The following is an 18947-nucleotide window of genomic DNA, read 5'->3' on the forward strand; positions in this document are numbered from 1 at the left end:
GCCTCGCGAAGCCGTTCCGTACCCTGGTCCGGAGAAATAGCCCTTGACCTGCAAACGCAGGCAGGGAGCCGAATTCTGGGAGCGCCCAATGCTGCGTACCATGTTCAAGTCCAAGATCCACCGCGCCACCGTCACCCAAGCCGACCTGCACTACGTCGGGTCCGTGACCATCGACGCCGATCTGCTCGACGCCGCCGACCTGTTGCCCGGCGAGCTGGTCCACATCGTCGACATCACCAACGGCGCCCGCCTGGAGACGTACGTCATCGAAGGCGAGCGCGGCTCCGGCGTGATCGGCATCAACGGTGCGGCGGCCCACCTGGTGCACCCCGGCGACCTGGTGATCCTCATCAGCTACGCCCAGGTCTCCGACGCCGAGGCCCGCGCCCTACGGCCCCGGGTCGTGCACGTCGACGCCGGCAACCGGATCGTCTCGCTCGGCGCGGACCCCTCCGAGCCGGTTCCGGACTCGGACCAGGAACGCAGCCCGCAGGCCGTGCCCGCGGTCACCGTCTGACCCTCCATCCGGGCCCCGTACGTCCCGCGACGGGGTGAGTGGGCGTACGGCGCACGGGTACGCGTGGGACAAGTCCAGGGCCGAAGTTCCACATGGCTGGAGGACACGATGACCCACCCGAACCCCGACCCCACGCGCCCCGGCCCTCCTCCGGGCCCCGGCCCCGACCGCCCGGAACCCCTCCCGGATCCGATCCCCAACCCCAAGCCCCACCCGGTACCGGACCCCAGCCCGTCCCCGGTCCCAGAGCCTCCGGGCCCCGAACCACTGCCGAAGCCCGGGCCGCTGCAGCCGTAGGGGGCGAACAACACGGTGGCCCGGTGCGGAAAGCTTCCGCACCGGGCCACCGTGACAATTCCGGTTCAGGCGTGGGCGCGCCCCCGTAGGGGCGCGGGGCTGTACCGGGCCACTGTGTCAGCTCCGGCTCAGCACGGGCACCCTGTTGGGGCGCGGCGCTGAACGGGGCCACCATGTCAATTCGGGTTCAGACAGGCGCCCTGTCAGGGGCGCGGGGCTGTATCAATTTGCGGCTCCGCCGCGATGGGGGTCCCCCCGCTCGAGCGAAGCCGAGAGTGGGGGAGCGACAAGCCACGACGGGCCCGCAGCCGCCCACCCCCAGAACCTCCCGAGCTACTAGCCAGCCACCTCAGACCGATCCCCACCCCACAACGTGTGGAACGACCCCTCCCGATCCACACGCCGATACGTGTGCGCCCCAAAGAAGTCCCGCTGCCCCTGCGTAAGCGCCGCAGGCAACCGCTCCGCACGCAGCGCGTCGTAGTACGACAGTGCCGCGGCGAACCCCGGCGTAGGAACCCCCTGCTGAACCGCCGTGGCAAGGACGGCCCGCCAGTCGTCCTGAGCCGCCCCGATCTCCTGGGCGAAGGTGGCGTCGGAGAGCAGGCTGGGCAGATCCGGCCGAGTGTCGTACGCGGACCGAATCCGGTCCAGGAACGCCGCGCGAATAATGCACCCACCGCGCCAGAGCGAGGACACCGCACCCAGATCGACGTTCCAGTCGTACTCCGCGCTGCCCGCAGCGATCTTGTGGAAGCCCTGCGTGTACGACACGATCTTCGAGGCGTACAAGGCCTGTTCCACCTGGTCGGCGAAGGCCCCCGCCGCGGCGGAGTCGAGCGGCGCCGCCTTCGGCCCGGCGAGCCCCCGCGAGGCCTCGCGCAGCTCCGTGTGGCCCGACAGCGACCGCGCGAAGACCGCCTCCGCGATGCCCGACACCGGCACGCCCAGGTCCAACGCGATCTGCACGGTCCAGCGCCCCGTGCCCTTCTGCTCGGCCTGGTCCTGCACGACGTCCACGAAGGGCTTGCCCGTGGCCGCGTCCACGTGGGAGAGGACCTCGGCGGTGATCTCGATCAGGTAGGAGTCAAGGCGTCCGGTGTTCCAGGTGCGGAAGATGTCCGCGATCTGCGCGGGGGAGTAGCCCGCCACATCACGCAGCAGCTGGTATGCCTCGCCGATCAGCTGCATGTCCGCGTACTCGATGCCGTTGTGCACCATCTTCACGAAGTGACCGGCACCGTCCGGACCGACGTGCGAGACGCAGGGCGAACCGTCGGCCGCCTTGGCCGAGATCTTCTCCAGCATCGGGCCCAGCGAGTCGTACGACGCTTTCGGGCCGCCCGGCATGATGCTCGGCCCGTTCAGCGCGCCCTCCTCGCCACCGGAGACGCCCATGCCGACGAAGTGGATGCCCTGCTCGCGCAGGTCGCGCTCCCGGCGCCGGGTGTCCGCGAAGTGGGCGTTGCCCCCGTCGATGATCATGTCGCCGGGCTCCAGGAGCGGAGCGAACTCCTGGATCACCGCGTCGGTCGGGTCGCCGGCCTTCACCATGATCACCAGTCGGCGCGGGCGCTCCAGGGCGGCCACGAACTCCTTGGCGGTCTCGGCCGCGATGAAGTTCCCCTCGTTGCCGAACTCTTCGACCAGCGCGTGTGTGCGCGACGACGTCCGGTTGTGCAGGGCGACCGTGTATCCGTTGCGCGCGAAGTTGCGGGCGAGATTGCGCCCCATGACCGCGAGACCCGTCACGCCGATCTGCGCTGAAGTGCTCATACGGTTGGCTCCTAAAAGGTCCTGAAAACGGTGGTGCTCGTCAGTATCGCCCCACTGACCATCCTGACTTGCCGACGATGTGTACGCATGGCGTGCCGTTCTGCCTCAGCCGACGCGCAACAAGGGTGCATTCCCGGTCACTTGACGGGACAGAGCGGCTGATTGCCGCCTTGTCATGGCCTGTTCGCTGCGTTTACTTTTGCCCCCGCTGACGCATGTCGAGGGGGCATACTCCATGGCCGTACGGGGCCGGCACCGCCGGTATCAGCCGAACAGGATCAACCGCGCTTCGCTGACGGTCACGGCGGGCGGCGCCGGAATGGCGATGCCGCTCATAGCCACCGGGGTTGCCGACGCGGCCGACGTGGACACCTGGAACAAGGTCGCCGCCTGCGAGTCCAGCAACAAGTGGGACATCAACACCGGCAACGGCTATTACGGCGGGCTGCAGTTCAAGCAGTCCACCTGGGAGGCCTTCGGCGGCACGGCCTACGCGGCCCGCGCCGACCTCGCCACCAAGGACCAGCAGATCGCCATCGCCGAGAAGGTCCTCGACGGCCAAGGTCCGGGCGCCTGGCCGGTGTGCTCCGTGCGCGCGGGCCTCACCCAGGGCGGCGACACCCCCGACATCAACCCGTCGGGCACCACGGACCGCAAACCCGAGCGCAGCGTCCGCGACGTACAGCCGCAGACCACACCCCAGTCCCGCGCGGGCACCGCCGAGATGTACACCGTCGTCCGGGGCGACACCCTGTCCGGCATCGCCGGCACCCGTGAAGTCCAGGGCGGCTGGCGGCAGTTGTACGACGCCAACCGCAAGACCATCGGCGCCGACCCGGACGTGATCGTCCCCGGCCAGCGGCTGAGCCTGCGCACCAAGGCCCCGGACAAGCCCGCCGCCCCTACGCCGGTGTCCAACCCGACCGCCCCCGAGAAGCCCGAGAAGAGGGAAGAGCAGACCGAGAGCAAGCCCCGCGAGTCGGCGCGTACGCTCACCGCCCCGGTGGACGCGGGCGCCGGAACTCCCTACCGCGCGACGGGTGCTTCCTGGTCGAAGGGCTATCACACGGGCGTCGACTTCCCGGTGCCGACCGGCACCTCGGTCAAGTCGGTCGCCGCGGGTCAGGTCGTGACCTCGGGCTGGGGCGGATCCTTCGGCTACCAGGTGGTCATCAAGCACGCCGACGGCCGCTACAGCCAGTACGCCCATCTGTCGGCGATCTCTGTGAAGGACGGGCAGAAGGTGGTGCCCGGACAGCGCATCGGCCGCTCCGGCTCCACGGGCAACAGCTCGGGCCCGCATCTGCACTTCGAGGTGCGGACGGGGCCCGAATTCGGCAGCGACATCGATCCGGTCGCCTATCTGCGCAAGGGCGGCGTCAGCCTCTGACGGCTTCGCCGCGTACGCCTGATCTCAGGTTCTGATGCGGGAGCCGGCCACCACCGGCACCGGAAGCAGCGGGATGTAGAGGCCGGCGTACGGACTTGGCTGCCTCGCCGATTCGTCCGCGCCGTCCCGCGTATCGTCGCGCGGCGGCGGCCCGTTGGACCCGATGCGCGTCAGACCGGCCGCCTCCCGTATGGCCACCGGCGTCGGCACGACGACCGCGGCGGGCGCCAGCGGCAACTCGTGCCGTACCGCCTCGGCCCCTTCCCCTACCGGTGTCGCGGCGGCGACCAGCGCCGCCGCCTCGACGGTCCGCTGCTCGGGCAGCGCGACAAGCTCGGCGGCCGGGATCAGGGCGGGCTCGTCCGCAACCGGCTCCGTACGCTCCGTGCTGGTGATCCGCTCCGACGTCAGGAGGATCAGTCCGCCCGCCGCGATGACACCGCAGCCCAGGGCGAGAACGGTGCCCGTCGAGCCGTACCGGAAGGTCTCGCCGAACATCGTGATGCCGACCGCGGCCGCCACCACAGGGTTCACCACCGTCAGCGTGGCCAGCGGCGCCGCGAGTCCCGCACCCCGGTAGGCGGCCTGCGAGAGCAGCAGGCCGGCCGTGGCCAGGACGCCGATCGCCGCCAGAGCGGGCAGCTGGCCGAGCGCGAAGCCGCCCGTCCAGTCCACCGCGACCGTCTTCGTGAACACCGACGACATACCGAACGCGACACCGGAGGCGATCGCCAGCAGCACACTGCGCACCGCGGGGTGCCGGTGTGCCGCGCGGGCCGCCATCATCAGGCCCACCACCGCACCGCCCGTGGCCAGGGCCACCGCCAGCTGCTGGGAGTTGTTCAAGGACTGCGAATCGGCCGTGCCGACCAGCGACAGCAATCCGGCCAGTCCGACCGTCGCCATGATCGCGCCACGCCAGGCAGTCGCACCGGCCTTGCGGCGCACGAAGAGAGCCGCCATGGGGAGCGCGAACACTATGGTCAGCGCGCCCAGCGGCTGCACCAGACTGAGGGGCCCGAAGGCGAGAGCGACGACGTGCAGCAGGCCACCGAGGCCGTTCAGACCCACCGCGGCCCACCAGGCGGGGCGGCGCATGGGCGCGTACGACTGGTCCGGTGTCTCCACGGCGACCCGTTCCTGCACGATCGCGCCACCGGCGTAGGCGACGGCGGACACGAGCGAAAGCAGCACAGACAGTGCGAGGGCGCTCATGGGTCCCTCCTCTGCGTCTGGCTGGCGCGCTCCGGCCGGCGAGGAGTCCGGCGCGGCGAACGGTCGGTTTTCATGCTGAATACGATGCCTTTCAAAGGCGTTCGCGTCGTCGTCCTTGAGCAGGCATTGAGTCCTACTGCCGATGGAGTACGACGGGCGCTCTGTCCTCCCCTGGTTGGGTGACGTCCCCTACAACTTCCATGTTCCGGCCGGTATGCCCGTTTGGGCCACTTGAATTTCGTGCGTCTCGGCCGGATCCCGAACCTGGCCACGTTCCGTGTCCGCGGGGTCGCACGCTGGTTCGCTTCGCCCGCCCGTCATGCCGTTCCCACACCGCTGTCACTTGCGGTCTTCCCCATAGGGCCCGTTCTGGGTGACCATGGGGGAACCAGCCGCTGAGACAGGGGGTAACCGGGTGCGAGTCGGCCTGCTGACCCGGGAGTACCCGCCGGACGTGTACGGCGGCGCGGGCGTCCATGTCGAGTTCCTCGCCCGGGAGCTACGACCCCTGACGGACCTGGATGTCCACTGCTGGGGCGAGGGCGCCGCGGGCGGAGTCGTACGCCACCGGTCCTGGCCCCTGCTCGACGGCGCGAACGACGCGCTGCGCACCTTCTCCGTGGACCTCGCGATGACCGCCGCCCTCGAAGGCCGCGAGCTCGTCCACTCGCACACCTGGTACGCCAATCTCGCCGGCCACCTCGCGAAAATGCTGTACGGCATTCCGCACGTGATGACCGCCCACTCCCTGGAGCCGCTGCGCCCCTGGAAGGCCGAGCAACTCGGTGGCGGTTACGCCCTGTCGAGCTGGGCCGAACGCACCGCGATCGAGGCCGCCGACGCAGTGATCGCCGTCTCCGGAGCCATGCGCGAGGACATCCTCGGCTGCTACTCGGCCCTGGACCCGGCGAAGGTGCGCGTCGTGCACAACGGCATCGACACCGCCCTGTACCAGCCGGACCACGGCACGGACGTCCTCGAACGCATCGGCGTCGACCCCGACCGCCCGTACGTCCTGTTCGTCGGACGCATCACACGCCAGAAGGGCGTGCCCCAACTGCTGCGCGCCGTCCGCGACATCGACCCTGCCGCACAGGTCGTCCTGTGCGCGGGAGCCCCCGACACCCCGGAGATCGACCGGGAGTTCCGCGATCTCTTCCAGGAACTCAGCGGCGTACGCCAGGGCGTGTTCTGGATCCCGCAGATGCTCCCGCGCCCGGACGTGATCCAACTCCTCACGCACGCCGCCGTGTTCGTATGCCCCTCGGTGTACGAGCCGCTGGGCATCGTCAACCTGGAGGCGATGGCCTGCGGCACGGCCGTGGTCGCCTCACGCGTCGGCGGAATTCCCGAGGTCGTCGAGGACGGCGAGACGGGTCTGCTCGTATCCGTCGACGAGAACGCCGAGCAGCACGCGGCACAGCTCGCGCGGGCCCTGGACGCACTGCTCGCCGACCCCGAGACCCGCCGGCGGATGGGCGAGGCGGGCAGGGAGCGGGCGGTGCGGGAGTTCGGCTGGGACGCGGTGGCGCGGCGCACGGTCCAGCTGTACGAGGAACTCCTCAAAGAGGGGTAAGCCTCAAGCAGGTGAAGTACAAGAAAGTGGCACAACCGGGCGGTAGAGGGGCGGCACGGCATGCGACGCGGTGGACCTTCGGTGCTGGGAATCGTACTGGCGGGCGGTGAGGGCAAGCGCTTGATGCCCCTGACCGCCGACCGGGCGAAACCCGCGGTCACGTTTGGCGGAACGTATCGCCTCGTGGACTTCGTTCTTTCCAACCTTGTCAACGCGGACATCCTGCGCATCTGCGTACTCACGCAGTACAAGTCGCATTCGCTGGACCGGCACATCACCACGACCTGGCGGATGTCCAGCCTGCTGGGCAACTACGTCACGCCGGTACCGGCCCAGCAGCGGCTCGGCCCGCGCTGGTATCTCGGCAGCGCCGACGCGATCCTGCAGTCACTGAACCTCATCTACGACGACCAGCCCGAGTACGTCGCGGTGTTCGGTGCTGACCACGTGTACCGCATGGATCCGCGGCAGATGCTCGCCCAGCACATCGAGAGCGGGGCGGGCGTGACCGTCGCCGGGATCCGGGTGCCGCGGGGCGAGTCGTCCTCCTTCGGCGTCATCGCTCCGGGAACCGACGGTCTGACCGTCGACAGCTTCCTGGAGAAGCCTGCCGACCCGCCGGGTCTGCCGGACGACCCCGAGTCCGTGTTCGCCTCGATGGGCAACTACATCTTCACCACCAAGGCCCTGATCGAGGCCCTCCAAAGGGACTCCGAGGACGAGAACTCCGTACACGACATGGGCGGCTCGATCCTGCCGCAGCTCACCGAACGCGGCGAGGCCCAGCTGTACGACTTCAGCGCCAACCATGTGCCCGGCGAGACGGTACGAGACCAGGGTTACTGGCGTGACGTCGGCACCCTCGACGCGTACTACGACGCTCACATGGACCTGATCGCCGAGCGGCCCGTCTTCAACCTCTACAACCGCCAGTGGCCCATCTACACCCACTCCGGCCAGCTCTCCCCGGCCCGCTTCAACGCCGGCGGCATCGCCAGCGAGTCGATCATCAGCGCCGGCTGCCTCATCCGCGGCCAGGTCACCCGCTCGGTGCTCTCGCCGGGCGTGGTCGTCGACCCGGGCGCCGTCGTCCAGGGCTCGGTACTGCACGACAACGTCCACATCGGGCGGGGTGCGGTGGTACGGGGCGCGGTGCTCGACAAGAACGTACAGGTGCCGCCGGGCGCGACCATCGGCGTCAACCCGGAACGGGACCATGAGCTCTACACGGTCTCCAAGGGCGGGGTGATCGCCCTGGGCAAGGGCCAGCAGGTGTCGTAACGATCACCATGACGGCCTCGGTGCGGAATACGTACCGGGGCTTTGTCATGTCCGTGGACAAAGTGCGGGAATCCGTGTTGTCATGCCAACTGCCGTTCCTGACAACGTTATCCAGGCCGACCGGACCGCAGCCGGCCAGGAGCGACGAGCCGCCACTTTCCTCAACCAAGGAGGAACCCGTGCGCATCAGAAGAACCGCAAGACCGGCAGGACCCGCCAGACCCCGCCGGCACAGAGACCGCCTCGCGTTATTCCTCGCCGTGGTCCTCGGCATCGCCGGACTCACCGCCGCACCGGCCGCGACCGCGGCCGCGGCCGACGACTCCGCTGAGATCCATGGCCTGAAGGGCGAGTACTACACCCAGTCCACCCCCGGCGCCTTCGACTTCCACGAGCTCAAGGCCACCGGATTCGACCGGCAGCTCGACTTCGACAACCTCGAACCACGGCTGGACTTCGCCACCGGACAGTCCGACGACGTCAGCGTCCGCTGGACCGGGAAGCTCGTACCGGAGAAGACCGGCCCGCACACCTTCTCGATCATCGGCGACAACGGCTTCCGGCTGTGGATCGACGACGAACTCGTCATCGACCACTGGGTCGACGACTGGGACCGCGAACAGACCGCCCCGCCCGTCGAGTTGACGTCCGGGCAGGCCTACGACATCAAGGTCGAGTACTTCGAGCACTACGGCGGCTCGAATCTCCACCTCCGCTGGACCCCGCCCGGCGGCAGCAAGACGGCCGTCCCGCAGTCCGCGTTCCGCCTCCCCGACGGCTACGACTACGACGGCGCTCTCGCGGCCACGGTCCTGGGGGACGGCCGCACCCTGAAGCTCGACTTCGCGCAGCGGCTGACCGCACCCGCGGCCGGCCTCACTGATCACCTCGAGGCGGTCATCGGCGGTGCCGAATGGCCGCTCGGAACAGCCCAGTTGGACCCGGCCGACCCGAAAGCCCTGCTCGTCGCGCTCAAGGAACCCGTCGTCGGCAACAAGACCGGCACCGCCCGCGGCACCGTCGACCTCCGCTACGACGGCCAGGGTGGCCTGTCCGGCTCGGACGGCAACGTTGTCGAAGCCTTCTGGAGCAGCGGCCCCAACCGCTCCACGTACCAGCTGCGCACCCAGTGGGCCGACGAGGTGGGCCCGGGCAACGCCCATCCCGAGTACCCCAGGCCGCAGCTGACGCGTGACGCCTGGCGCAACCTCAACGGACGCTGGCAGTTCGCCGCGGCCGAGGCCGGCGAGAAGCCCCCGGTCGGCAAGGACCTCAAGGAGCGGATCCTCGTCCCGTATCCGGTGGAGTCCCAGCTCTCGGGCATCGAACGGCACGAGGACCGCATGTGGTACCGCCGCACCTTCACCGTCCCCGCGGACTGGAAGATCGGCTCCGGCAAGCGGCTCAAGCTCAACTTCGGCGCCGTCGACTGGCACTCCGAGGTCTACGTCAACGGCACCAAGGTCGCCGACCACAAGGGCGGCTACGACAAGTTCAGCGCCGACATCACCGACGCGCTGAAGCCCGGCCGCACCCAGGAACTGATCGTCGGCGTCTACGACCCGACCGACTCGGCGGGCGGCGAGAACCCGCCCGTCGGCAAGCAGCGCCTCGACCCCAGCGGCATCTGGTACACCTCGTCGTCCGGCATCTGGCAGACGGTGTGGATGGAGCCGGTCGCGGCCGACCATGTCGACTCGCTCAAGCTCACTCCGGACGTGGAGACGGGCCGGCTCACCGTGGAGCCGAGGGGAGTGCGTGACGGAGTTCCGGTCACGGCAGTGGCGTACGAGGGTAAACGGAAGGTCGCCACGGCGAGCGGCCGTACCGGACAGCCCCTCGAACTCAAGATCCCGAAGCCCCGGCTCTGGTCACCCGACGACCCCTTCCTCTACGACCTGAAGGTGAGCGTCGGCCGCGACCGCGTCGGCAGCTATTTCGGCATGCGGTCCATCGCCGTGAAGCAGGTGAACGGCACCCCGCGTACCGTCCTCAACGGCGAGCCCGTCTTCATGATGGCCACGCTCGACCAGGGCTTCTGGCCCGACGGACTGCACACGGCGCCCACCGACGAGGCCCTCGCGTACGACCTGAGGATGCACAAGGAGATGGGCTTCAACTCGGTCCGCAAGCACATCAAGGTGGAGCCGGACCGCTGGTTCTACTGGGCCGACCGGCTCGGTCTGCTGGTCTGGCAGGACATGCCCGCGATGACCGCCGGGCTGAATCCCGATGCCGCGTCCCGTGCCCAGTACGAGCGCGAGATGAAGCAGATGATCGACGAGCACATCAGCAGCCCGTCGACCGTGATGTGGGTGACCTTCAACGAGGGCTGGGGCCAGTACGACATGGGCCGCATCGCCGAGCAGGCGAAGGCCTGGGATCCGACACGGCTGGTCAACGGCCAGTCGGGCCTCAACCTCGGGGCCGACGGCGGCACCGGCGACCTCATGGACGAGCACGGCTACCCGAGCCCGGCGCTACCAACGGCACCCGACGGAAAGCGGGCGCTGGTCAGCGGCGAGTACGGCGGCCTCGGCCTCGCCGTGCCCGGGCATGCCTGGTCGGTCCAGCAGTCGTACGTCGACGTCGACCCGGCCACCTACACCGACGACTACCTGACGAAGCTCGACGAGGTACGCGCACTCGTATGCCGGGGCAGCAACGGCGCCGTCTACACCCAGATCTCCGACGTGGAGGGGGAGCTGAACGGTCTCCTCACCTACGACCGCGAGGTGATCAAGCCCGATGTGCCCCGGCTGAAGGCCGCACACGAGGCACTGATCCGGGACGCGTCGCTGCCGACCCCTGCGGGCTGCCCGGCCGCGTGACGGCCATCCGGCTGAATCCTGCGACCGGCGTGCCGTGAAGACTCCGCCCGTCCACCTCCGCGGTGGGCGGGCGGGGCCGCACCGCCGTATCCGGCCCCGAAGCCCCCTTCGACCACCCTGAAATGCCCCCGTGAACCCCACCGGTCCCATCCCTCACATGGGCGATAGGACTTAATCTGCTGTTAACTGAGCGTAGCTTGATCGTACTTGACCGTAATCGCTTGTCAGGGGTTGACTGCTTGCTCACCCGTCGTCGACGCGAGAGCAAGCCATTGACCTCCGACCTGCTTGCACCACTCGACCTGGCGTTCTGGAACATCGAGTCCGCCGAGCACCCCATGCATCTCGGCGCCCTCGGCGTCTTCGAGAGCCATTCGCCCGCAGCGGGCGCGCACGCCGCCGATCTGCTGGCGGCCCGCGCCGCGGGTGTGCCGGGGCTGCGGATGCGGATCCGTGACGTATGGCGGCCGCGCTCCTTCGGGCAGCCGCTGGCCTTCGGCGGCGCGGCCCGTGAGCCCGTCCCCGACTTCGACCCGCTCGACCATGTCCGGCTGCACGCGCCGACCGCGGACTTCCACGAATCGGCGGGCGCGCTCATGCAGCGCCCGCTGGAGCGCGGCAGGCCGCCGTGGGAGGCGCATGTGCTGCCCGGCGTGGACGGCACCTCGTTCGCCGTGCTCTTCAAGTTCCACCACGCCCTGGCCGACGGACTGCGCGCGCTGACGCTCGCGGCGGCGGTCATGGACCCCATGGACCTGCCCGAGCCCCGCCCCCGCCCCGCAGAGCCCGCACGCGGCTTCCTCCCGGACGTACGCAAACTGCCGGGCCTCGTCCGCGGCACCCTCTCCGACGTGGGCCGGGCCCTCGACATCGGCACCTCCGTAGCCCGCGCCACTCTGGGTGTCCGCTCCTCGCCCGCCCTGGTGTCGGAGCCGACCGGCACACGCCGTATCGCGGGCGTGCACCTCGACCTCGACGAGGTGCACAAGATCCGCAAGAGCGCGGGCGGCACCGTCAACGACGTACTGATCGCGATCGTCGCGGGCGCCCTGCGCCGCTGGCTGGACGAGCGCGGCGACGGCAGCGAGGGCGTCGAGCCCCGCGCCCTGATCCCCGTCTCCAAGCGCCGCCCGCGCACCGCGCACCCCCAGGGCAACCGGCTCTCCGGCTACCTGATCAAGCTGCCCGTCGACGACGCGGACCCGCTCGGCCGGCTCGACACGGTGCGTACGGCCATGAACCGCAACAAGGACGCGGGCCCCAACCGGGGCGCAGGCGCCGTGGCCCTGCTTGCCGACCATGTGCTGCCGCTGGGGCACCGGCTGGGCGGTCCCGTCGTCGGACAGGCGGCCCGGCTGCTCTTCGACATCCTGGTCACCAGCGTGCCGCTGCCCAGCCTCGGCCTGAAACTCGGCGGTTGCCCGCTCACCGAGGTCTATCCGCTCGCCCCGCTCGCCCGCGGCCAGTCCCTCGCGGTCGCGGTCTCCACGTACCGAGGACGTGTCCACTACGGGCTCGTCGCCGACGCGGAGGCCGTGCCGGACCTGGACCGGCTGGCCAAGGCGGTGATCGCGGAGGTGGAGGAACTGAACGTCGCCTGCGCGCCGTGACGGGAGTCGTGATCACGCCGGGTTTGGTGCCTTCGCCCTGCGCTCCGTAAAATTCCGCCTTCGAAAGCGAGCGCGGTTCGAGCGCGGCGCGGAACCCCGAGGAAGCAACGGCGATGACGGTGATACAAGACGGCCAGGCGACCCCCGCCGTGGACACGGCAGAGGTGGCCAACGCCTCGTATGGTCCCGGCATCGACCCGGAGCGGCTGGCGGTCTGCCTCAGCGTGCTCGAGGAGCTCGACAAGCTGGAGATCGACCACCCGGACGCCGTGGCCGTGCGCCGCGCCACCGCGGGCGTGTACCGCACGGTGAAGCAGCGCCGCCGCCAGGAGCGCAGGGCCGCCAAGACCGCCCACGACAAGGCGGTCACGGAGGCGACGGCGACGGGTTCCGCCCAGCGCATCGACGACGAGACCGAGGGCATCCTGCCCTCGTCCGCCGTCGAGGCCGGGCAGATCGCGGGGATACTCCAGCGCCCGCGCTCCTGCTACACCTGCAAGACCCGGTACGTCGAGGTCGACTACTTCTACCACCAGCTCTGCCAGAACTGCGCCGCCGAGAACCGGGCCCGCCGCGACGCCCGCGCGGATCTCACCGGCAAGCGCGCCCTGCTCACCGGTGGCCGCGCCAAGATCGGCATGTACATCGCGCTGCGCCTGCTGCGTGACGGTGCGCACACCACGATCACCACACGCTTCCCGAACGACGCGATCCGCCGCTTCAAGGCCATGCCCGACAGCGACGAGTGGATCGGCCGCCTGAAGATCGTCGGCATCGACCTGCGCGACCCCGCCCAGGTGGTCGCGCTCGCCGACTCGGTCGCCGCCGCGGGCCCGCTCGACATCCTGATCAACAACGCGGCCCAGACGGTACGCCGCTCCCCGGGGGCCTACAGCGAGCTGCTCGCCGCCGAGTCCGCCCCGCTCCCGTCGGGCGAGCTGCCGCCCGCCGAGGTGATCGGCACCTTCGGCTCCGGTGCCGTGGCCGCGTTGCCGGTGGCCGGGGGCGGCGAGCTGACCGCGCAGGACGTCACGGACCTCGCGCTGGTGTCCGGCTCGGCGTCCCTGGAGCGCATCGCGGCCGGTACGGCGATCGACGCGGGCGGTCTCGTGCCCGACCTGCACGACACCAACAGCTGGATCCAGTCCGTCGAGGAGATCACTCCGGTCGAGCTGCTCGAGGTCCAGCTCTGCAACTCCACCGCGCCGTTCATCCTCATCAGCCGCCTGCGCGCCACGATGGCGGCCTCGGGGGCGAACCGCACGTACATCGTGAACGTGTCCGCCATGGAGGGCGTCTTCAGCCGCGGCTACAAGGGCGCGGGGCACCCGCACACCAACATGGCCAAGGCCGCGCTCAACATGCTCACGCGCACCAGCGCGCAGGAGATGTTCGAGAAGGACCGCATCCTGATGACCGCCGTCGACACCGGCTGGATCACCGACGAGCGGCCCCACCCGGACAAGATGCGCCTCGCCGACGCGGGGTTCCACGCGCCGCTCGACCTGATCGACGGGGCGGCCCGGGTGTACGACCCGATCGTGCGGGGCGAGCAGGGCGAGGATCTGTACGGGGTGTTCTTGAAGGACTACGCGCCCGGCAAGTGGTAGGGCCGCCTGCCCGCGGTAATCCGGTGGCCTGCGCGGGAGCCGCTGTCCTACCGTGAGGGTGCCCGGTGCGATGGCAACGCGTTCTTCGTGGTTCGACTCCGTGCAGGCCCTGCGCGGGCCTGTTGCCCTACTGGGGGCAAGCGCGTCGCCGCCTTGATCTCGGGCACCTCGCACACACCGTGTCGTGGTCAGCTGTGTCAGGACACGGTGCCGCCGGTATCCGGCGGTGCCTGTGACCGCAGGCGTTCGTGCACCGCGTACGCCTGCGGCATGGCCGCCGCCCGTACCCTCGTACCGCCGTCCACCAGCAGGTCCGCCCCTGTGATCCACTCCGCCGCGTCCGAGGCCAGCCATACGACTGCTCGCGCGATGTCCTCGGGCTCGCCGATGCGGCCGAGGGGGAGTCCGGCGGCCACCTCGTCCTCCGCCCGTTCCCAGACGAAGCGGGCCATCTCGGTGCGGACCAGGCCGGGGGAGACGGAGTTGACGCGGACCTTGGGGGCCAGCTCGCCCGCGAGCTGTTGGGTGAGGTGCAGCAGGGCGGCCTTGCTGGTGCCGTACGCGCCCACGTTGGGGCCGACGTGCTCGGCGCCCTCCGTGCAGATGTTGACCACAGCTCCGCCGTGCTCGGCCATCCATGCCCGCCAGGCCCATTGCACCAGCCGTAGCGGCGCCTCGACGTTGACCGTGAACGCGTCGCGCCAGCGGTCCGGGTCGGCGTCCATGAGCGGGCCGTATGGCTCGTTGGTCGCCGCGTTGTTCACCACCAGGTCGATCCGGCCGAACTCGCGCAGCGTCAGCTCCGTCAGTGCCTGTAGATGCGCCGGTTCGGCGACCGAGCCCGCGAGTCCGACGGCCCCCAGTTCCTTGGCGACTCGGCTTACCCCGCCGGGATCACGCGCGGTCACGCACACCCGCGCGCCCGCCTGGACGAGCGACTCCGCGACCGCCCGTCCGATACCGCGGGTAGCTCCGGTGACGATCGCGGCCTTGCCGGTGAGCCCGTACGGCGAAGTCATCCGCGTACGTTCTCATGACGGGCCGTCAGCTACCAGGGGTGTGCGTCAGCGGCGGACGGTGGCGCGTGCCGCGACCAGCTCCAAGACCGTGCGCCAGTCCTCCAGCACGCCGGCGTTGAGCCCGGCGACCTTGCCGGCCTCGTCCGCCTGCCGCAGGGACAGCACGTCGTCGTCGAACGGGCCGTCGTCCCACGGTGCCGCACGCAGGCGTACGAGACAGGCGACGCGCTCGCCGAGCAGGGACCGCACGGCGTCCGCCGCGTGGTCGGCGTGACGGGCCTCGTCACCGGGGTACAGCAGCTGACCTATGCCGTGCACCAGGCCGGCCACCTGGAGTTCCTTGTCACTGGGATGACCGCGCCGCAGCAGCGCGGCGGTCTGCAGTGCGTGATCGTGCAAATCGAGTGCGCTGCCGGCGGGTGACCCTCCCCTTTGGCGTGGCTTCCGGTGGGGGACTGCCGAGGCGCCCCAGGCCCCTCGGCAGGCGTGCAGCAGATCCATCAGCTCGTCGACACTGCGCAGCTCCATGCGCCAGTCCTCCCTGCCCGCGAGAAAGGCCGTTGTCCCGCGCCAGCAGATCATGGCCAGCTTTCAACGGAACCAACAGGATCTGAACCTTGATGAAGTCCGGTGCGGAATCGCGCCCCGTAAGGGGCGCGGGGCTGTGTCAATTTGCGGCTCCGCCGCGATGGGGGTCCCCCCGCTCTGGGGGTCCCCCCAGGCCCTTAAGGCACCCTTAAGGCACTGGGGGAGCAGCCGAGAGTGGGGGAGCGACCAGCCCCCACCGGCCCGCAGGCTCATCCCACTCCCAGCGGAGCGCTCAGTGACCCCGGTCTATCCACTCCTTCAGGTGCGGAGCTTCGGCACCGATCGTCGTTGAGTCGCCGTGGCCGGTGCGGACCTCCGTTTCGGGAGGCAGGGTCAGCAGGCGGTCGCGGATCGAGTCGATGATCGTCGGGAAGTGGGAGAAGGAGCGTCCCGTCGCGCCCGGCCCGCCCTGGAAGAGTGTGTCGCCGCTGAAGACGGTGCTCAGCTGGGGGGCGTGCAGGCAGACGGCGCCTGGGGCGTGACCCGGGGTGTGCAGCACGGTCAGCTCGGTGCCGGCCACCGACAGCCGTTGCCCATCGGTCAGTTCACCGTCCGGCAGGCGGTTCGGGTGGGTCTGCTTCCACAGCGGGAGGTCGTCGGAGTGGAGGAGGATTGGGGCGCCGGTGCGGGCGGCCAGCGCCGGAGCCGCGTCGATGTGGTCATTGTGCGCGTGCGTGCAGACGACGGCCACGAGCCGGCGGTCGCCGAGCGCCTCGGCTATGGCGTCGGCGTCATGGGCGGCGTCGATCACTATCGCCTCGGAGTCGTCGCCCACGATCCACACGTTGTTGTCGACGTCCCATGTACCGCCGTCCAGGCTGAACGTGCCGGAGGTGACCAGGTGCTCGATACGGGCGGCCATCACAGCACCACCACCGAACGCAGCACATCGCCCTGGTGCATCCGGTCGAAGGCCTGCTCCACCGCGCCCAGCTCGATGGTCTCGGTGACGAACGCCTCCAGATCGAGACGCCCCTGCTGGTGCAGATCGACCAGCATCGGGAAGTCACGCGAGGGCAGACAGTCCCCGTACCAGGAGGACTTGAGCGCGCCGCCCCGGCCGAAGACGTCCAGCAGCGGCAACTCCAGCTTCATGTCGGGTGTCGGGACGCCGACCAGGACCACCGTGCCCGCCAGGTCGCGGGCGTAGAACGCCTGCTTGTACGTCTCCGGGCGGCCCACCGCCTCGATGACCACGTCCGCCCCGAAGCCGCCGGTCAGTTCGCGGATGGCCTCGACCGGGTCGGTCTCCTTCGAGTTCACCGTGTGAGTGGCGCCCATCGTGCGGGCCGTGGCCAGCTTCTTGTCGTCGATGTCGACGGCGATGATGCGTGCCGCGCCGGCCAGATTGGCCCCGGCGATCGCCGCGTCGCCCACGCCGCCGCAGCCGATGACGGCCACCGAGTCGCCACGTGTCACCGAACCGGTGTTGATGGCCGCGCCGATCCCGGCCATCACTCCACAACCGAGCAGACCCGCGACCGCGGGCGACACGGTCGGGTCCACCTTCGTGCACTGACCGGCCGCGACCAGGGTCTTGTCCGCGAACGCGCCGATCCCGAGGGCGGGCGAGAGCTCCGTGCCGTCCTCCAGGGTCATCTTCTGCTTCGCGTTGTGCGTGTCGAAGCAGTACCAGGGCCGCCCGCGCAGACAGGCCCGGCAACGGCCGCACACCGCACGCCAGTTGAGGATCACGAAGTCGCCGGGCGCCACCTCGGTCACGCCCTCGCCGACCGACTCCACGATCCCGGCGGCCTCGTGGCCGAGCAGGAACGGATACTCGTCGCTGATCCCGCCCTGCTTGTAGTGCAGGTCCGTGTGGCAGACCCCGCAGGCCTGCACCTGGACCACGGCCTCGCCCGGGCCCGGATCCGGGACCAGGATCGTGCGGACCTCAACCGGCTGGTTCTTGCCGGGGGCGATGACACCCCGTACCTGCTGGGCGGCCATGTCGGGCTCCTTCGCGTGAAAGTGGCGCGTTCGATCATGTTGGCACAGGGGCGGACGACTAGCTCCGCGCCTGTGGATAACCAGCTGAGAACCAAAAGAGGTCAATGTGCTTCAAGTCCCGTTTGTCGCGGAACGATTCGAAACGGTTACCTGTTGTTTTCGGCCCCATCGAGCGGACCCCCGCTCATTTGTGTACCCTGTATCGGGCGGACAGTGTAATCGGGTGCCACCCGCACCCATGGTCCGTCCCGGGACAAGCCGGTCACCACGGCCTGCTCTCGCTTGAGTTACCGGCGCCACCGCGTCCGTACTGCCTGTAATCCAGACCCAAGCGGGCCTTAGGCGACCGGCGGTAGACCGGTCCTGCAAGTCCCGAGGGTGATCCGACACATAAGGAGTGCGCGGTGACACCGGACACGAAGAACAGCGATCAGCGCCCCAAGGAACGCACGGAGCGCGACGGCAGTGGGCCCGAGGACATGCTCGGCAGCCTCGAAGTGTGGTCCAGGTCGGCGCCGATTCGGTTGGCGGGGTATGAGGACGACCTTGCGGAGCCGCACATCCTGCCCAGCGTGGACTGAGCGTTCATCGAGGGATCAGCGCGATTGCTGACGGCATGGGCGTGTCTAGACTCGCGCCCATGCTGATCAGAGAAGCCGCGGCCGATGATTGGCCGCGGATTTGGCCTTTCTGGCGGCGGATCGTTGCGGCGGGTGAGACGTACGCGTGGGATCCGTCGACTTCTGAGGCCGATGCGCGCGGTTTGTGGATGGCGCCGGGTAAGCGCGTGTACGTTGCCGAGGACGCCGCCGGCGTTGTCGTTGGCTCGGCTTACGTCGCGCCCAACTACGGTGGGCCCGCGGGCCGTATTGCGAACGCCGGGTTCATGGTCGATCCGGACCATGCGGGGCGCGGCGTCGGGCGTCGCCTTGCCGAACATGTCCTGACCGCGGCGAAGGCCGAGGGTTACCGGGGCATGGTGTTCAACGCTGTTGTGGAGACGAACCCTGCGGTGCGTCTGTGGACGGCGCTTGGCTTCACGGTCCTGGGGACCGTGCCGGAGGCGTTTGAGCATCCGCGGCATGGGTTGGTGGGGTTGCACATCATGTACCGGTCGCTGTGACCCTCCGCTGGGTGCGTTTTTGTCTGCGGGTGCGTGGTGGTTGCTCGCGGGGTGCCTCCGGCGGTTGGGTTCGTTGTCGGCTGGGGCGCCGTCGTGGCTGGTCGCTCCCCCACTCTCGAATTCGCTCGAGCGGGGGGACCCCCATCGCGGCGGAGCCGCAAATT

15 protein-coding genes are annotated in these 18947 nt (G+C 69.7%); 9 read left to right on the plus strand and 6 right to left on the minus strand.

From position 1 onward, the window contains the following. Positions 1 to 88 precede the first annotated feature (88 nt). Positions 89 to 517 (plus strand): aspartate 1-decarboxylase, encoded by a 429-nt coding sequence (panD, locus tag OHT21_RS40800; protein WP_328773270.1) that lies wholly within the window; start codon positions 89 to 91, stop codon positions 515 to 517. A gap of 633 nt (positions 518 to 1150) precedes the next feature. Here the strand turns inward: panD and gndA are convergent. Then, a complete protein-coding gene (gndA, locus tag OHT21_RS40805) occupies positions 1151 to 2590 on the minus strand; it encodes an NADP-dependent phosphogluconate dehydrogenase (protein WP_328773271.1) in 1440 nt (479 codons plus the stop codon). A 235-nt stretch (positions 2591 to 2825) separates the two neighbouring features. Between gndA and OHT21_RS40810 the strand changes: the two genes are divergently transcribed. Then, positions 2826 to 3980 (plus strand): transglycosylase family protein, encoded by a 1155-nt coding sequence (locus OHT21_RS40810; protein WP_328773272.1) that lies wholly within the window; start codon positions 2826 to 2828, stop codon positions 3978 to 3980. 24 nt (positions 3981 to 4004) lie between these two features. On the opposite strand, the gene OHT21_RS40815 is transcribed toward OHT21_RS40810, so the two are convergent. Then, positions 4005 to 5195 (minus strand): DMT family transporter, encoded by a 1191-nt coding sequence (locus tag OHT21_RS40815; RefSeq protein WP_328773273.1) that lies wholly within the window; start codon positions 5193 to 5195, stop codon positions 4005 to 4007. A 415-nt stretch (positions 5196 to 5610) separates the two neighbouring features. On the opposite strand from OHT21_RS40815, the gene glgA reads away from it, so the two are divergent. The 5 genes from glgA to OHT21_RS40840 all read left to right on the plus strand — a co-directional run bounded on the left by glgA (position 5611) and on the right by OHT21_RS40840 (position 14103). Next, on the plus strand, positions 5611 to 6771 hold the full coding sequence (glgA, locus tag OHT21_RS40820) for a glycogen synthase (protein WP_328773274.1): 1161 nt from the start codon (positions 5611 to 5613) through the stop codon (positions 6769 to 6771). A gap of 60 nt (positions 6772 to 6831) precedes the next feature. Next, positions 6832 to 8052, plus strand: a complete 1221-nt coding sequence (gene glgC, locus OHT21_RS40825) for a glucose-1-phosphate adenylyltransferase (protein ID WP_328773275.1) — start codon at positions 6832 to 6834, stop codon at positions 8050 to 8052. A gap of 179 nt (positions 8053 to 8231) precedes the next feature. Then, complete coding sequence (locus OHT21_RS40830; RefSeq protein WP_443050555.1) at positions 8232 to 10883, plus strand: PA14 domain-containing protein; 2652 nt, start codon at positions 8232 to 8234, stop codon at positions 10881 to 10883. A gap of 272 nt (positions 10884 to 11155) precedes the next feature. After that, positions 11156 to 12493: a wax ester/triacylglycerol synthase family O-acyltransferase gene (locus OHT21_RS40835; protein WP_328773276.1), complete on the plus strand. Its 1338-nt coding sequence runs from the start codon at positions 11156 to 11158 to the stop codon at positions 12491 to 12493. Positions 12494 to 12606: 113 nt separating this feature from the next. After that, on the plus strand, positions 12607 to 14103 hold the full coding sequence (locus OHT21_RS40840; protein WP_328773277.1) for an SDR family NAD(P)-dependent oxidoreductase: 1497 nt from the start codon (positions 12607 to 12609) through the stop codon (positions 14101 to 14103). A gap of 197 nt (positions 14104 to 14300) precedes the next feature. Here OHT21_RS40840 and OHT21_RS40845 read toward each other — a convergent pair whose 3' ends face one another. The 4 genes from OHT21_RS40845 to OHT21_RS40860 form a co-directional block, all read right to left on the minus strand. Then, positions 14301 to 15122 carry an SDR family oxidoreductase gene (locus OHT21_RS40845; protein WP_328773278.1) on the minus strand — a complete coding sequence of 274 codons (822 nt, stop codon included), beginning with the start codon at positions 15120 to 15122 and terminating at the stop codon, positions 14301 to 14303. A 45-nt stretch (positions 15123 to 15167) separates the two neighbouring features. Further along, positions 15168 to 15650, minus strand: coding sequence for a hypothetical protein (locus OHT21_RS40850; protein ID WP_328773279.1), 483 nt, complete (start codon positions 15648 to 15650; stop codon positions 15168 to 15170). Positions 15651 to 15942: 292 nt separating this feature from the next. Next, on the minus strand, positions 15943 to 16572 hold the full coding sequence (locus tag OHT21_RS40855) for an MBL fold metallo-hydrolase (RefSeq protein ID WP_328773280.1): 630 nt from the start codon (positions 16570 to 16572) through the stop codon (positions 15943 to 15945). Continuing rightward, positions 16572 to 17660 (minus strand): S-(hydroxymethyl)mycothiol dehydrogenase, encoded by a 1089-nt coding sequence (locus OHT21_RS40860; protein ID WP_328773281.1) that lies wholly within the window; start codon positions 17658 to 17660, stop codon positions 16572 to 16574. The genes OHT21_RS40855 and OHT21_RS40860 overlap by 1 nt, the downstream gene beginning before the upstream one ends. A 404-nt stretch (positions 17661 to 18064) precedes the next feature. Here OHT21_RS40860 and OHT21_RS40865 point away from each other — a divergent pair, with 404 nt between their 5' ends. Then, on the plus strand, positions 18065 to 18241 hold the full coding sequence (locus OHT21_RS40865) for a hypothetical protein (protein WP_328773282.1): 177 nt from the start codon (positions 18065 to 18067) through the stop codon (positions 18239 to 18241). A 59-nt stretch (positions 18242 to 18300) separates the two neighbouring features. Then, on the plus strand, positions 18301 to 18783 hold the full coding sequence (locus OHT21_RS40870) for a GNAT family N-acetyltransferase (RefSeq protein WP_328773283.1): 483 nt from the start codon (positions 18301 to 18303) through the stop codon (positions 18781 to 18783). Positions 18784 to 18947 lie beyond the last annotated feature (164 nt).

Origin of the sequence: Streptomyces sp. NBC_00286 (assembly GCF_036173125.1) — a bacterium.
GTDB lineage: Bacteria > Actinomycetota > Actinomycetes > Streptomycetales > Streptomycetaceae > Streptomyces.

Coding starts and splice junctions, on each gene's coding strand:
- panD (WP_328773270.1), top strand. CDS start 89: ATGCTGCGTACCATGTTCAAGTCCAAGATCCACCGCGCCACCGTCACC.
- gndA (WP_328773271.1), bottom strand. CDS start 2,590: ATGAGCACTTCAGCGCAGATCGGCGTGACGGGTCTCGCGGTCATGGGG.
- OHT21_RS40810 (WP_328773272.1), top strand. CDS start 2,826: ATGGCCGTACGGGGCCGGCACCGCCGGTATCAGCCGAACAGGATCAAC.
- OHT21_RS40815 (WP_328773273.1), bottom strand. CDS start 5,195: ATGAGCGCCCTCGCACTGTCTGTGCTGCTTTCGCTCGTGTCCGCCGTC.
- glgC (WP_328773275.1), top strand. CDS start 6,832: ATGCGACGCGGTGGACCTTCGGTGCTGGGAATCGTACTGGCGGGCGGT.
- OHT21_RS40840 (WP_328773277.1), top strand. CDS start 12,607: ATGACGGTGATACAAGACGGCCAGGCGACCCCCGCCGTGGACACGGCA.
- OHT21_RS40845 (WP_328773278.1), bottom strand. CDS start 15,122: ATGACTTCGCCGTACGGGCTCACCGGCAAGGCCGCGATCGTCACCGGA.
- OHT21_RS40850 (WP_328773279.1), bottom strand. CDS start 15,650: ATGGAGCTGCGCAGTGTCGACGAGCTGATGGATCTGCTGCACGCCTGC.
- OHT21_RS40855 (WP_328773280.1), bottom strand. CDS start 16,572: ATGGCCGCCCGTATCGAGCACCTGGTCACCTCCGGCACGTTCAGCCTG.
- OHT21_RS40860 (WP_328773281.1), bottom strand. CDS start 17,660: ATGGCCGCCCAGCAGGTACGGGGTGTCATCGCCCCCGGCAAGAACCAG.
- OHT21_RS40870 (WP_328773283.1), top strand. CDS start 18,301: ATGCTGATCAGAGAAGCCGCGGCCGATGATTGGCCGCGGATTTGGCCT.